This is a genomic window from Sphingomonas sp. IC4-52 (assembly GCF_020707225.1).
Lineage (GTDB): Bacteria > Pseudomonadota > Alphaproteobacteria > Sphingomonadales > Sphingomonadaceae > Sphingomonas.
Window position 1 is genome coordinate 593258 of record NZ_JAJFEU010000001.1, and the last position, 13614, is coordinate 606871.

The window sequence follows — 13614 nt, forward strand, 5'->3', positions numbered from 1 at the left end:
CGCGTCCCACGGGGCTAGGGAGTGGCCGGAACAGGAGCCCCGGGTTCATCGTCAGCGATCGGCTGACGTGCCTGCTCCACGACGAAGCCGCGCCTCCACAGGATCCACAGCAACAGCAGGCCAGGTAGCGCGACCACCATCGTGACGAGCCAGAACCCGACCCAGCCGAACTGCTCCGCCACATAGCCGGACGGCGTGGACAGCCAGGTGCGGCCGACGACCGCAAAGGAGGAAAGCAGCGCGAACTGCGTGGCGGTATAAGCGAGGTTGGCCAGCCCCGAAAGATAGGTCGCGAACACCGTCAAGCCGATGCCGCTCGTCACCTGTTCGGTCGCCACCGCGATGAACAGCCATGTGGGTGAATGGCCCTTTGCCGCCAGAATTGCGAAGGTGGCATTGGAGAGCATCATCAGCAGCCCGGAGATGAACAGCGCTCGTCCCATGCCGAGCCACGCCAGGAAGGGCGCACCTAGCGCCGTGCCGATCAGCAGGCCCCAGAGCCCGACGACCTTGTTGATGGCGAGGAACTCCGTGTCGGAGAAGCCAAGTTCCACGATCATGGGATTGAGCATCCCCTGCCCCATCGCGTCCCCAAGCTTGTAGACGAGGACGAACAGCAGGATCAGCAAAGCGCCGCGGCGACGGAAGAATTCACGGAACGGGCTGACCACCGTATCGGTGAACCAGCCGCGCCCGCCTCGTTTCACCGCTTGTTCGTGAAGGCCAGGCCCAATCCACAACGCCGCGACGGCGGCCGGGATCAGGCAAAGCGAGGTGAGCCCGTAACCCAAGCCCCAGCCGAGACCGAGCCCCTCGGCCGAAGCGATCGCGATGGTGCCTACCCCAGCGATGAAGTTACCGGTGCGGTATCCGAACTGGTTCATGGCGGTGCCATGCGCCAGCTCGGCGTCGGGAAGGATCTCGATGCGATAGGCATCGATGACGATGTCCTGCGTCGCCGAAAGAAAGGCGGTTACGATCGCCCAGAACGCGAAGACGCCCAGGTGCAGCTCAGGCTGACTTGCGCCCAGCATCCATACCGACACCAGAAGCAGTGCTTGAACAAGGAACAGCCACGCGCGCCGCTGCCCCACCAGCTTCGTCAGAAACGGCAGGCGCGTGCGATCGATCAGCGGCGCCCACAGAAACTTGAGGGTGTATGGGGTCGTCAGACCGATGGCGAAGCCGATCGTCTTCTTGTCTATGCCAACCTTCGCCAGCCAGAAGGTCATGGTGCCAAGCAGCAGCGTGAGGGGGAACCCGCTGGAAATGCCAAGCAGAAAGGCGGCAAATGGCCGCGGCCGGAAGTACGGCCCCATCGCGGCGCCCCAACCACGCCGCGCGATAGCTTCCGTCATTTACGCTTGCTCCACACCCCAGCTTTGCCGGGACACTAACGGGAAATTGCCCGGAGGTAAGCCCATGATCGCGCGATGGCCGGTCCTGATCCTGCACGCGCTTCAACTGGACGCGGCTGCGGTCCGCCACCGACTCCGTCGCCGCGCGCTACAGACACAGAAACGCGCTGGCGGACCGCCGATCAGGCAAGCCCGCAGCACCCATCCATTTACCTCTGACGAGGCAAGCAGACCGATGTATACCGATGAGTTATGGTGACCGCGGCAAAACGCCGCTGGGTCGATGCCATCCTGCCGGATGGCGCGAGTGACGGGGCTCGAACCCGCGACCTCCGGCGTGACAGGCCGGCGCTCTAACCAACTGAGCTACACCCGCTCGAACTATCCGAACGCTTTCTACGTTCCTCAGCCGCCAGCACAAGCTTGTACCGACAACCACGGAACGGATCCTCCACCTTGAAGGTGGCGCGAGTGACGGGGCTCGAACCCGCGACCTCCGGCGTGACAGGCCGGCGCTCTAACCAACTGAGCTACACCCGCTTGGATCAGCGTGGAGGCGCGCCACTATGCCACCGGCGAGGGGCTGTCAACGACCTCATCATCGCTTTTCTCAAATCCTGGCGATCTCTTCACGGTCTGCCGCACCAAAGTGCCATGTTCGAAGAGGAACCCGGCGATGTCCGGCTTGCCCGCGCCCTTGATGATCGTCTGGATGATGATCAACAGCGGCACCGCCAGCAGCGCGCCGATCGTTCCCCAGACCCAGCCCCAGAAGCTGAGTGACACCAGGATCAGCACCGGGCTGATGGTCAGTCGATGGCCCACGATCAGCGGCGTCACGACGTTCGCCTCGATCAGGTGAAGTCCATACATGATCGCCGGGGCTGCCAGTGCGGTCGCCACGTCGTTGAATGTCATGAGCCCGCCCAGCGCGACAAGCAGCGCTGCAATGACCGGTCCGAAATACGGTATGTAATTGAACAGCGCGACTATTCCGCCCCACATCAGCGGAAACGGCATGCCGAGCAGATTGAGCGCGCCGGCAGTCACCAGGCCGAGCACGATGTTGATCGCGGTAATCGTTCCCAGATAGCTAGAGACATCGTCCACCACGTCCTGGATCACTCGGGCGGTCGCCATCGCCCCGCCAAAGCTCTCGCGGCTGGTGATCATCCTCGTCCTGGTGCGCGTCCAGCCGGTCAGAAAGAAGAAGGTGACGAGGACGGCGTACAAGATCTGGATAATCACCGCGGGTGCCGAGGTCGCCGCCAGTTCCAGGATCGAACTCGGCGGCGCCACGGCGGCCGTTGGCGATTGACGTACCGGCGTGGCCGCAAGCCGCCGCAAGGTACGATTCGCATAGCCTTCCAGATTCGAATACAGGTCGAGCAGCGGCTCCAGATTTTCCTGGATGCGGTCGATGCGCTTGGGAAGCAGCCGGAAAAAGTCGATCGCAGGGACGACAATAGCGGCAAGCGCCACGTTCGCGGCCACCAGAAACAGGATCACGCAAAGTAGCGACGCGATCGCCGGCGGCAGACGCCGCGCCTCGAGCCATTCCAACAGCGGGATAAGCGCGATGCTGACGACAATGGCGACCGCCGTCGGCATGAAGAATTCGGCACCGGCCTTCAGGGCAAACGGCAAGCCGATGATGAGCCCCAACCCCGCTGTAAGCGTCAGTGCCGCGAGCAATCGGTCGCGGCGTAGCGCCACCCGCGGTTCATCGGCCGAGTTGGCTGCTTCGATCTGCTCCGCCGGATCATTGAGGGTCGAGACGGACGAAGCGGGCGCGGCCTCAACCACGCCCGACAAGCCCGTGCGCCGTGAGCAGGAACCGGATGGGTACCGGCGGAGGACTGGATCCTGGAAGAGCGCCGTCCATCATTCCCGCCAGGGTCCATCCTCAAGGTACAAGTAATCGGCCTTGAACTCCCCCAACCGGGCGAGTTGGTCAATATTGAGTATCTGCAGCGTCCCGCGGCCGATGATCGCCAGGCCTTCTTCGCGGAGTCGTCGAAGAACGCGGTTCACATGAACGCTGGTCAGGCCGACGATATCTCCGAGATCCTGCTGCGTCAGTGGCAAGTCGCACCGCCCCTCTGCTGCCCGGCCGACCGCGCGCATGCGGCAATAGGTCTCGCAGACGAAGTGGGCCACGCGCCCTGCCGCGTCGAGCCTGCCGATGCGGAAGATCCATTCCCGATGTAGCGCCGCATCGAGCAACGTGCTGAACCAAAGCAAAGAGGCCAGATGGGGTCGCTCGCTCATGATCCCATCCAGCCGATCATGACGGACGTAAGCGACGGTCACTTGGGAGATGGTGGCCACAGCGTGATCAATATACCGCGTCGGATAACTGTGAAGGTCAACGAAATCGCCGGGCACGTGATACGACAGCATCTGCCGATAGCCGTCCCGCGCATCCATGTATCGACAGGCATAGCCCTCGACGATCAGCGTGCTGCGCCTCAGCCGCTCGCCGCGGTGGGCCAGCACCCTTCGGGCCGGCACCACCTCCACGCTATCCACCGCCGCTTCCAAAACGGCCAACTCCTCGGCAGACAATTCGTGACGACGCCTGCCCCTGAGGAAATCCTTTGTACGCATCGACGGCCCTTTGTTTCGCCGATGCAACGCTTCAGGCAGCCGCGCGATCCTCAAAGTAGCTTTTCAGCTCGCGCTTGAGGATCTTGCCGTTCGCGTTCCTGGGCAGCATCTCCTCGCAGAAGCGGATCGCGACCGGCACCTTGAAGGCGGCGAGCCGCTCACGGACCCAGGCCTGGAGCTCCGCCTCGGTGGCCGTTGCTCCCGGCGCCAGATGGACAACTGCCGCTGGCTCCTCGCCCAGCGTGCGATGGGGAATGCCGATGAGCGCGCAATCCGTCACCGCCGGGTGATCGTAGAGCACGTTCTCCACCTCGCTGGAGTAGATGTTTTCGCCGCCGCGAATGACCATGTCCTTCGCCCGGTCGACGATATAGCAGAAGCCCTCTTCATCGAGCCGCGCCAGGTCGCCGGTGCGCACCCAACCATCGACGAAGGTTGCGGCCGTCGCTTCGGGCTTGTTCCAATAGCCTTTCACGATCATCGGCCCGCGCGCCCACAATTCCCCGATCTCCCCGGGCGGAAGCTCTTCGCCGTCAGCTCCGGTTACCTTGAGGTCCGCAACCGCTACCGCCGGTCCACAACTCTCCGGGCGATGAAGATAATCCTCGCCCGAGTGAGTGGTGACGGTGGCGGTGGTTTCGGTCATGCCCCAACCGTTGCCGGGCGCGGACTTCAGCTCCGCGGCGATCTTACGCACCAGCTCCGGTGCGGAGGGCGCCCCGCCATATCCGATCGTCTCGAGGCTCGAGAGATCGTAACGATGCCGCTCGGGATGCTCGAGCAATTGCCACGCGATCGTCGGCACCCCGCCAGTGGAGTTCACCTTTTCACGCTCGATGATTTCCATCGCGCGTACCGGTTCGAACTTGCGCATGTAGATGATGGTGTGGCCCGCAGCCATCGCGCCCATCAGTCCGGATGACAGGGCAGTGGCGTGGAACAACGGGATAACCGTCAGCGCCACCTTCTTGCTCGGCTCCGGCAGCGGATCGCCGCGGCGCAGGATCGACCGGGCCATGGCATAACCGGTCGACAGGATGTTGGTCATGAAGTTGCGGTGCGTGCCCAGCGCCCCCTTCGGCTGACCCGTCGTGCCGCTGGTATAAAGGATCGTCGCCTCATCCTCTGGCGCCAGCGCGACGGCTGGCAATTCGCCGGCCGGAAGCCTCGACCAGCCATGCGGAGTGCCGATAACGTCCTCAAGGCGCTCGGCATCCTGCAGCGGGGTGCTGGCGCGACTCACCAGGACGTGATCCAGACCGGGAAGCTGCGCGCGCAAAGGGGCGATCCGCTCCCAGCGCTCATCATCCGCGATCAGGGCCTTGGCACCGGAATCCGAAAGGCCATAGGCAAGCTCCTCGCCGGTCCACCACGCGTTGAGCGGCACAGCAATGGCACCGAGCACCGTTGTCGCGAAAAACGCGACGATCCATTCCGGCAGATTGCGCATGGCGACGGCGACGCGATCGCCCTTGCCAACCCCGCGCGCAGCGAGATTGGCGGCCAATGCGGCGATAGCCCGGAACTGCGCGTCATAGCTGACACGCTCATCCTCATAGATCGTCGCGAGGTGGTCGCCATGCGTTCGGGACAGCGCCACCAAGGCCGCCATATGGGGAGGTGCATTCTTCCACACACGCGTGGGCACACCCCGGATGTCCACCGTTTCCATCTCGAACTTCGCGCCGGGTGCGGTGAGCACGACTTCCGCCTGCTTCACTGACATGGCCGGCCATGATGCAGCCAAGGGTTGCGTCGCCACGTCAGATTCTCCCCGCACTCGAAATCGGTTTCCAGGTGCTCACGTTAGGATTGATTCAACGCCCGCTCAAGCGATAGGAAGAGCGGGAATTAGAAGCCGGGGTATGGAGGGGCAATGAACATCGCATCACCCGAGAAGCATGGGTTTGACGGCCGGCGCCTCGCCGCAATCGATACCTTCCTGAAAGAACGGTACCTCGATTCGGGCGAATTCCCCCATACCCAGCTGCTCGTCTCGCGTGATGGCGAGATCGTGCACTTTTCTTCTCAGGGCGGCGCGCGCGAAGGTGGCTCGAAGCAGATCGACGAGAGCAGCCTGTTTCGCATTGCGTCGATGACCAAGCCGATCACGTCGGTTGCGTTCATGATGCTGGTGGAAGAGTGCAAGGTCGCACTGGACACCCCCGTTCACCACGTTCTTCCGGAGTTCAAGAAGCTTGGCGTCTACGCCGGCGGCGGCGCTGGCGTGCCGTTCATGACGCGGCCGACCGAAGAGCCAATGCGGATGGTTGACCTGCTGCGGCATACCTCCGGCCTCACCTACGGCTTCCAGAACCGCTCCAACATCGACGCCGCGCATCGCGAGCTGAAGCTGGAGAACTGGCACGGCAATTACGATCTCGACGGCTTCGTCGCTGAACTCGGCAAGCTGCCGCTGGAGTTCTCGCCCGGAACGAGCTGGAATTACTCAGTGTCCACCGACGTGCTCGGCGCGGTGGTCCAGCGCGTGTCCGGCATGTCGCTGCCGGAGTTCTTCGAACAACGCATCTTCAAGCCTCTGGGCATGAACGACACCGGCTTCACCGTGCCCGCGGAAAAGCTGGACCGGCTGGTCGATTGCTACACGTTGGTGCCCGGCAAGGGCCGGGTGATGTTCGACCGTGCCGAGGAGAGCATGTGGTCGAAGCCGTTCACCTTGGTCTCGGGCGGCGGCGGGCTCGTTTCCACCGCTTTGGATTACCAGCGGTTCTGCCAGATGTGCCTCAACGGCGGAACGCTTGATGGCGTGCGCATTCTCGGTCGCAAGACCATCGACCTGATGACCCAAAATCATCTGCCGAACGGCGCTGACCTGTCCTCCATGTCGAAGTCGCTGTTCAGCGAGACCCAGAACGCCGGCACCGGATTTGGCCTGGGCTTTGCTGTGACGATCGACACCGCCCGCTCCATGATGCCCGGCAGCGTGGGCGAATATTATTGGGGTGGCATGTTCTCCACCGCCTTCTTCATCGACCCAGTGGAGCGGCTGACGATGGTGTTCATGACTCAGCTGTCGCCCAGCATGATTTACCCGATCCGGCGCGAGCTGAAGACAATGATCTACTCGGCGCTCACCTGATCATCGGTCGGCCGTTGTCTCCGCGATCGGGGGAGTCGGCCGGCGGACTTATCAACCGAACCGGCTCGGTTCGAGAAATATGGATCCCCGCCCGTATGGGGATGACGAATGGAGAAAGAAATGACTTCCCCCGTCCGCTTCGAACGCCACGACGACGTTCTCGTCATCATCTCCGATTCGCCGCCAGTGAACGCCCTTGGCGCCGGCGTGCGTGACGGGCTGAAGGAAGGCGTGAGCCAGGGGATCAACGATCCCGCCGTGAAGGCGATGGTGATCCGCTGCGACGGCAAGACCTTCTTTGCCGGCGCCGACATCACCGAATTCGGCAAGCCGCCCAAGGGCGCATCGCTTCACGAAGTCATCGACATGATGGATTCGAGCGAGAAGCCGATCGTCGCCGCCATCCACGGCACCGCGCTCGGCGGCGGCTGCGAAGTCGCGCTTGCCTGCCACTATCGCGTTGCCGTCCCCTCGGCGGTGATGGGCCTGCCCGAAGTGAAGCTCGGCCTGCTGCCGGGCGCCGGCGGCACGCAGCGCCTGCCGCGCATCGTCGGCGTGAAGGCCGCGATCGAGATGGTCGCAATCGGCGATCCGATCCCCGCCAAGAAGGCGGCCGAAGTCGGCCTGGTCGATCGCGTCGTTGGTGAGGACAGCCTGGAGGTGGACGCCATCGCCTTCGCGCGCGAGATCGCCGACAAGAAGCCGATCCCACGCGTCCGCGACAAGACGGTCGCCCCAGACCCGGAGGCGGTCGAGGAGTTCAAGAAGAAGCACGGCCGCCGTATGCGCGGCTTCGATGCGCCGGCCGCCAACATCGCCTGCGTCGTCGCCGCCAGCGAGCTTCCGTTCGACGAGGGTATGAAGTTCGAGCGCGAACAGTTCGTGAAGCTGATGACTGGCACCCAGTCTGCCGCGCAGCGTCACCTGTTCTTCGCCGAGCGTCAGGCCGCCAAGATCGACGACGTCGATCCCAAGACCCCGCTTCGCCCGATCAACAAGGTCGGCGTGATCGGCGCCGGCACGATGGGCGGCGGCATTTCGATGAACTTCCTGTCCGCCGGCATCCCGGTGACGATCGTCGAGATGCAGCAGGAGGCGCTCGATCGCGGCACCGGCGTGATGCGCAAGAATTACGAGGCATCGGCTGCCAAGGGCCGCATCAAGCCGGACGCGCCGGAAAAGGCGATGGGCCTGCTCACCCCGACGCTCAGCCTGGACGATCTCGCCGACTGCGATCTCATCATTGAGGCGGTCTATGAGAACATGGACGTCAAGAAGGAGCTGTTCACCAAGCTCGACGCCATTGCGAAACCCGGTGCGATCCTCGCGTCGAACACGAGCTACCTGAACGTCGACGAGATCGCCGCGGTGACGAAGCGTCCCGAGGACGTGCTCGGCATGCACTTCTTCTCGCCGGCCAACGTCATGCGCCTGCTCGAAGTGGTGCGCGGCGAGAAGACCGCCAAGGACGTGCTCGCCACCGTCATGGCGCTCGCGAAAAAGATCAAGAAGGTCGCGGTGGTCGCCGGCGTTTGCCACGGCTTCATCGGCAACCGCATGCTGAGCCCGCGCCAGATCGAGGCGAACAAGCTCCTCATGGAGGGCGCGACCCCGCAGCAGATCGACAAGGTCCACACCGATTTCGGCATGCCGATGGGCCCGTTCCAGATGGCCGATCTCGCCGGCGTCGACATCGGCTGGCACCGTGACCCGAGCCGGATCGAGAGCATCCGCGATGCGCTCGCTGCCGAGGGTCGCTGGGGCCAGAAGAAGGGCGCGGGCTATTACGATTACGACGAAAAGCGCAACGCGACGCCGAGCCCCCGCGCGCTCGAGATCATCGAGGAATTCCGCGCCAAGTCGAACCTGCCCAAGCGCGAGATCACCGATCAGGAAATCGTCGAGCGCACGCTCTACCCGATGGTCAACGAAGGTGCGCTGATCCTCGAAGAGGGCAAGGCGCAGCGGGCGAGCGACGTCGATGTCGTCTGGATCATGGGCTACGGCTGGCCGGTCTATCGCGGCGGCCCGATGTTCTGGGCGCAGCATGAAGTCGGCCTGAAGAAGATCGTTGAAGGGCTTGAAAAGCATGGCTTCAAGGTCGCCGAAAGCCTCAAGACCGCCGCCGAGACGGGCGCTGCACTGAAGTGACCGCATTGTGTTCCGCCCTGCCCGTCACCGCGCGGTGCCGCCTCTCCCTATTTGGGGCTGGCGTTACCACGCGCGCCGGGCAGGCGGGCACAGGAGCACGCGCTGATGACTGAACGCACCGCTCTTCAAACCGCCGCCGCGGTCCGCTCCGGCGCCACCACGGCGCTGGCGGAAACCGAGGCGGCGATCGCCCGGATCGAGGAGCGTGATGGCACGCTCAACGCCGTCGTGGTGCGTGATTTCGATCGCGCCCGCGCCGCCGCTGCTGACCTCGACGCGCGCATCGCCGAAGGCTTCGACGGCCCGCTGCTCGGCGTGCCGATGACGATCAAGGAAAGCTATGACGTCGCCGGCCTGCCGACGACCTTCGGCTTTGCCGAGCATCGCGATTTCACCGCTGCGCAAGATGCCGTCACCGTTCGACGCCTGAAGGCCGCCGGCGCGATCATCCTGGGCAAGACCAACGTCCCGCCTGCCCTGTCGGATCTCCAGTCCGACAACCCGGTCTATGGCCGCACCAACAATGCGGTGAACCCTGATCGCGTTGCGGGCGGCTCGTCCGGCGGATCGGCGGTGGCGCTTGCCGCCGGCATGGTCCCGCTCGAATTCGGCTCCGACATCGGCGGCTCGATCCGCGTGCCCGCCGCCTTCAACGGCGTGTGGGGGCACAAGACCACCTGGGGCGTGATCCCCACTGAGGGCCATTACATGCCCGGCACGGACGGGGCGCGCACCGTCCTGTCGGTGCTCGGCCCGATGGCACGCGACGCTGACGATCTCGAAACGGCGCTCGGCATCGTCGCCGATCACCCGCTCGCCCCGGCACGCCGCCACGGCAGCAACTGGCGCTTCCTGCTCCTCACCAGCCACCCGATGGCACGGGTGCAGCAATCGATCGTCGATGCCCTCGAACGGGTGGCCGCGGCGTTGCGCGAAACCGGCGCGACCGTCGACACCAGCAGCGATCTCCTGCCCGACCTCGAACGCCAGCACGCCGGCTATTGGAAGATGCTCAACATCGCCATGTCACGCCGTGCACCGCGACCGGAGAGCGAGGCTGCGCCCGAGCTCGAACCCTGGCTCCACCTCCATGACGAACAGGCGCGCAACCAGCGCCAGTGGCGCCGCCTGTTCGAAACCTACGACGCGGTGATCGCGCCAACCGTCGGCATGACGGCATTCCCGCACGATCCCACGCCACTCGCCACCCGCCGCCTCTCGATCGACGGCGAGGATACGCAATTCTTCCACCAGTTCGTCTTCCCCGGCCTCGCGACCTTCCCGATGCTGCCCGCCACCAGCGTGCCGATCGGCAACGATGCGGACGGGCTGCCGATCGGCGTCCAGGTGATCGCGGACCTTTATGCCGATCGCACCGCGATCGCCGCGGCACGCGACATTCACGACGCCGCCGGAGGCGCGCAATGACCGTCGGCCGCATCCTCTTCACCAAGTTCGTCGTGGAGGATCTGCCCCGCGCGCTCGCCTTCTACGAGCAAGCGTTCGGCTTCACGGAACGCAGGCGGATCGCGCTACCGGGCCTGGAGGAGGTGCTGATCGGCCTTCCCGATGATCCCTTCACCCTCGTCCTCTATCATCACACCGACGGCCGCGCCCTTGTGCGCGGGGACAATCACGGGCCGCTCGGCCTCTCGACGCGCGACATCCAGGCCGCCTGGGATCGCGCGATCGCCGCCGGTGCCACCGCCGTTCGCCCGCCGGAGGATCTCCCCGGCATGCGCATCGCCTTCCTCGATGATCCGGAAGGCCACACCATCGAACTCATCCAATATCTGCGCGAGAAGACCCGCGAAGGAGCAAGCGAATGACCGATCTTGATCAGTTCCGCGCCGAGACGCGCGCGTGGCTCGAGGCGAATTGCCCGCCCGAGATGCGCGAGCCGATCCGCAGCGAAAAAGACAGCGTCTGGGGTGGCCGCGACCAGAGCGCCATGACCCCGGCGCAGAAGCAGTGGATGGACGCCATGGGCGCGAAGGGCTGGACGGTGCCCGACTGGCCCAAGGAATATGGCGGCGGCGGGCTGTCTGCTGCCGAAACCAAGATCCTGCGCGAGGAAATGGCGAAGCTGCGGTGCCGCAACCCGCTCTCCTCGTTCGGCATCTCGATGCTTGGGCCGGCGCTGCTGAAATACGGCACCGAGGAGCAGAAGAAGGAGCATCTGCCCAAGATCGCGCGCGGCGAGATCCGCTGGTGTCAGGGCTATTCGGAGCCGAACGCCGGGTCCGACCTTGCCAGCCTTGCCACCTCGGCGGAGGACAAGGGCGACCACTTCCTCATCAACGGCCAGAAGATCTGGACCAGCTACGCGAATTACGCGGACTGGATCTTCTGCCTCGTGCGCACCGACAAGACGAACAAGCACAAGGGCATCAGCTTCGTCCTGTTCGACATGCAGACGCCGGGCGTCTCGACGAAGCCGATCCTGCTGATCAGCGGCTATTCGCCCTTCTGCGAAACCTTCTTCGACAATGTGAAGGTGCCGAAGGAGAACCTTGTGGGCGAGCTCAACAAGGGCTGGGACGTCGCGAAGTACCTGCTCGGCCATGAGCGTGAAATGATCTCGAACATGGGCCTCGGCGGCGGCGGCAGGAACCCGCTGATCGAGGGCGCGATCGCCACCATCGGCCTCGATCACGACGGCCGCCTCGCCGATCCGCTGCTCCGTGCCAAGATCGCCGAGTTCGAGGTTCGCTCCAAGGCGTTCGCCGCCCAGTCCGAACGCTTCATTGACGAGCTGAAGGCTGGCCGCGCGCATCCCGCCCAGCCGTCGATGATGAAATATTACGGGACGGAGCTGAACAAGGCCCGCCACGAGCTGCTGATGGCGTCGGGCGGCTCGGACAATCTGGAATGGGAAAGCGAGCGTTCGCGCAGCGGCGCGCCGGCACGCGACTGGCTGCGCACGAAGGCGAACTCGATCGAGGGCGGCACCAGCGAGGTGCAACTCAACATCATCTCGAAGCGCATCCTGGAGCTGCCGGGCGCGTGATCGGGTCGCCCTTCCCTGCTGAGGAAGGGCGCGCTCGCCAGACCATCGACGGGAAGCGGGCGGCGCGGCCGCAGGCGGCAGCCGCCCCTTTCCACCTCCTCCGGCGCTCACGCGCGCCGGGGCGTAAAAGGGACCAATGATGCCTCTTTTCCTGAACGAAGATCAGACCATGCTGCGCGACACCGCGCGCGATTTCGTGGCCGATTCTGCCCCCGTCAGCCACATGCGCAAGCTGCGCGACGACAATGACCAGACCGGCTTCTCGCGCGATCTGTGGAAGCAGTTCGCCGACATGGGCTTCACCGGCATCCTCATCGATGAGGCCCAGGGCGGCCTTGGCCTCGGCCATGTCGAGGCGGGCGTCGTGCTGGAAGAAATCGGCCGCAACCTGTCGCCCTCGCCGTTCCTGCAGACCGCCGTCGCCGCAGTCGAGGCGATGAAGGGCACGCCGCACGCGGAGCGCTGGTTCCCCGGCATCCTCGCCGGCGAAACCGTCGCCGCGCTCGCGATCGACGAAGGCGCAAAGCATCGTTCCTCGGTGGCGATGAAGGCGGAGCGCGCCGGCAACGGCTTCAAGCTCACCGGGGCCAAGCAGTTCGTCCACCACGGCCATGTCGCTGACGTCGTCATCGTCGCCGCGCGCACTGCCGGCGCTGCCGATGACGAGAATGGCGTCACGCTGTTCGCCGTGCCCAGGGATGCCGCCGGGATGACCGCCAAGGCCGAGCGCCTTACCGACGCCAGCCTCGCCGCGCGGATCGAGTTCGACGGTGTCGAGGTCGATGCCGACGCCGTGATTGGCGAAGTCGATGCCGGCCGCACGCCGCTCGATCGCCTGCTGCGCGCCGGTCGCGCGGGTGCCGCTGCCGAAATGCTGGGCGTCGGCGCTGGCGCGATGGACATGACGGTCAATTACCTGAAGGAGCGCAAGCAGTTCGGCGTGCTGATCGGCAGCTTCCAGGCACTCCAGCACCGCGCCTCGCACCTCTACAGCGAGATGGAAGTGGCGCGCGCTGCCGTGCTGAAGGCGCAGCAGCTGCTCGACGCCGGTGACGAGAAGGCCGACGCCGCCGTCTCGGTCGCCAAGGCGATGACCGGACTCGCGACGATGCTCAGCGTGCAGGAAGGCATCCAGATGCACGGCGGCATCGGCATGACCGATGAATATGACATCGGTTTCTACATGAAGCGCCAGCGCGTGCTCGCCGAACTGTTCGGAGACGCGAACTTCCACGCCGATCGCCTCGCGCGCGCGGCCGGCTATTGACGCTTTTCCCCTCCCTCCCGCAGGAGGGAGGGGAGCGACATCAGGGGCAGGTCGCAACAGGTGTGCCAGTCGTGATCCACGGCCGCCCTGCTTGCCTGCTCCATCGCGGCAGGCACAG

10 protein-coding genes and 2 tRNA genes are annotated in these 13614 nt (G+C 64.8%); 6 read left to right on the forward strand and 6 right to left on the reverse strand.

The annotated features are described in order from the left end of the window. Positions 1-14: 14 nt before the first annotated feature. The 6 genes from LK535_RS02930 to LK535_RS02955 all read right to left on the reverse strand — a co-directional run bounded on the left by LK535_RS02930 (position 15) and on the right by LK535_RS02955 (position 5694). Positions 15-1358, reverse strand: coding sequence for an AmpG family muropeptide MFS transporter (locus tag LK535_RS02930; protein ID WP_227770385.1), 1344 nt, complete (start codon positions 1356-1358; stop codon positions 15-17). Positions 1359-1657: 299 nt separating this feature from the next. Further along, a tRNA-Asp gene (locus LK535_RS02935) sits at positions 1658-1734 on the reverse strand. An 87-nt stretch (positions 1735-1821) separates the two neighbouring features. Beyond that, a tRNA-Asp gene (locus LK535_RS02940) sits at positions 1822-1898 on the reverse strand. 24 nt (positions 1899-1922) lie between these two features. After that, positions 1923-3107 carry an AI-2E family transporter gene (locus LK535_RS02945; protein WP_227771053.1) on the reverse strand — a complete coding sequence of 395 codons (1185 nt, stop codon included), beginning with the start codon at positions 3105-3107 and terminating at the stop codon, positions 1923-1925. A 135-nt stretch (positions 3108-3242) separates the two neighbouring features. Then, positions 3243-3968, reverse strand: coding sequence for a Crp/Fnr family transcriptional regulator (locus LK535_RS02950; RefSeq protein WP_227770386.1), 726 nt, complete (start codon positions 3966-3968; stop codon positions 3243-3245). Between the two features lie 31 nt (positions 3969-3999). Next, the gene (locus LK535_RS02955; RefSeq protein WP_227771054.1) at positions 4000-5694 is read right to left on the reverse strand and encodes a class I adenylate-forming enzyme family protein; all 1695 of its coding nucleotides are present in this window, start codon (positions 5692-5694) and stop codon (positions 4000-4002) included. A 150-nt stretch (positions 5695-5844) separates the two neighbouring features. On the opposite strand from LK535_RS02955, the gene LK535_RS02960 reads away from it, so the two are divergent. The 6 genes from LK535_RS02960 to LK535_RS02985 all read left to right on the forward strand — a co-directional run bounded on the left by LK535_RS02960 (position 5845) and on the right by LK535_RS02985 (position 13496). After that, positions 5845-7068, forward strand: coding sequence for a serine hydrolase domain-containing protein (locus LK535_RS02960; protein ID WP_227770387.1), 1224 nt, complete (start codon positions 5845-5847; stop codon positions 7066-7068). Positions 7069-7188: 120 nt separating this feature from the next. Continuing rightward, positions 7189-9219, forward strand: a complete 2031-nt coding sequence (locus LK535_RS02965) for a 3-hydroxyacyl-CoA dehydrogenase NAD-binding domain-containing protein (RefSeq protein ID WP_227770388.1) — start codon at positions 7189-7191, stop codon at positions 9217-9219. 105 nt (positions 9220-9324) lie between these two features. After that, positions 9325-10647, forward strand: coding sequence for an amidase family protein (locus LK535_RS02970; RefSeq protein WP_227770389.1), 1323 nt, complete (start codon positions 9325-9327; stop codon positions 10645-10647). Next, entirely contained in the window at positions 10644-11048 is a 405-nt protein-coding gene (locus tag LK535_RS02975; protein WP_227770390.1) for a VOC family protein, read from the forward strand. The genes LK535_RS02970 and LK535_RS02975 overlap by 4 nt, the downstream gene beginning before the upstream one ends. Further along, positions 11045-12229, forward strand: a complete 1185-nt coding sequence (locus LK535_RS02980; protein ID WP_227770391.1) for an acyl-CoA dehydrogenase family protein — start codon at positions 11045-11047, stop codon at positions 12227-12229. Before LK535_RS02975 ends, LK535_RS02980 begins: the two co-directional genes overlap by 4 nt. A gap of 139 nt (positions 12230-12368) precedes the next feature. After that, positions 12369-13496, forward strand: a complete 1128-nt coding sequence (locus LK535_RS02985; protein WP_227771055.1) for an acyl-CoA dehydrogenase family protein — start codon at positions 12369-12371, stop codon at positions 13494-13496. Positions 13497-13614 lie beyond the last annotated feature (118 nt).

Excerpts from the sequence above, each read along its gene's own strand:
- LK535_RS02930 (WP_227770385.1), bottom strand. The coding sequence starts at position 1,358 with ATGACGGAAGCTATCGCGCGGCGTGGTTGGGGCGCCGCGATGGGGCCG.
- LK535_RS02950 (WP_227770386.1), bottom strand. The coding sequence starts at position 3,968 with ATGCGTACAAAGGATTTCCTCAGGGGCAGGCGTCGTCACGAATTGTCT.
- LK535_RS02960 (WP_227770387.1), top strand. The coding sequence starts at position 5,845 with ATGAACATCGCATCACCCGAGAAGCATGGGTTTGACGGCCGGCGCCTC.
- LK535_RS02970 (WP_227770389.1), top strand. The coding sequence starts at position 9,325 with ATGACTGAACGCACCGCTCTTCAAACCGCCGCCGCGGTCCGCTCCGGC.
- LK535_RS02985 (WP_227771055.1), top strand. The coding sequence starts at position 12,369 with ATGCCTCTTTTCCTGAACGAAGATCAGACCATGCTGCGCGACACCGCG.
- LK535_RS02955 (WP_227771054.1), bottom strand. The coding sequence starts at position 5,694 with ATGTCAGTGAAGCAGGCGGAAGTCGTGCTCACCGCACCCGGCGCGAAG.
- LK535_RS02980 (WP_227770391.1), top strand. The coding sequence starts at position 11,045 with ATGACCGATCTTGATCAGTTCCGCGCCGAGACGCGCGCGTGGCTCGAG.
- LK535_RS02965 (WP_227770388.1), top strand. The coding sequence starts at position 7,189 with ATGACTTCCCCCGTCCGCTTCGAACGCCACGACGACGTTCTCGTCATC.
- LK535_RS02975 (WP_227770390.1), top strand. The coding sequence starts at position 10,644 with ATGACCGTCGGCCGCATCCTCTTCACCAAGTTCGTCGTGGAGGATCTG.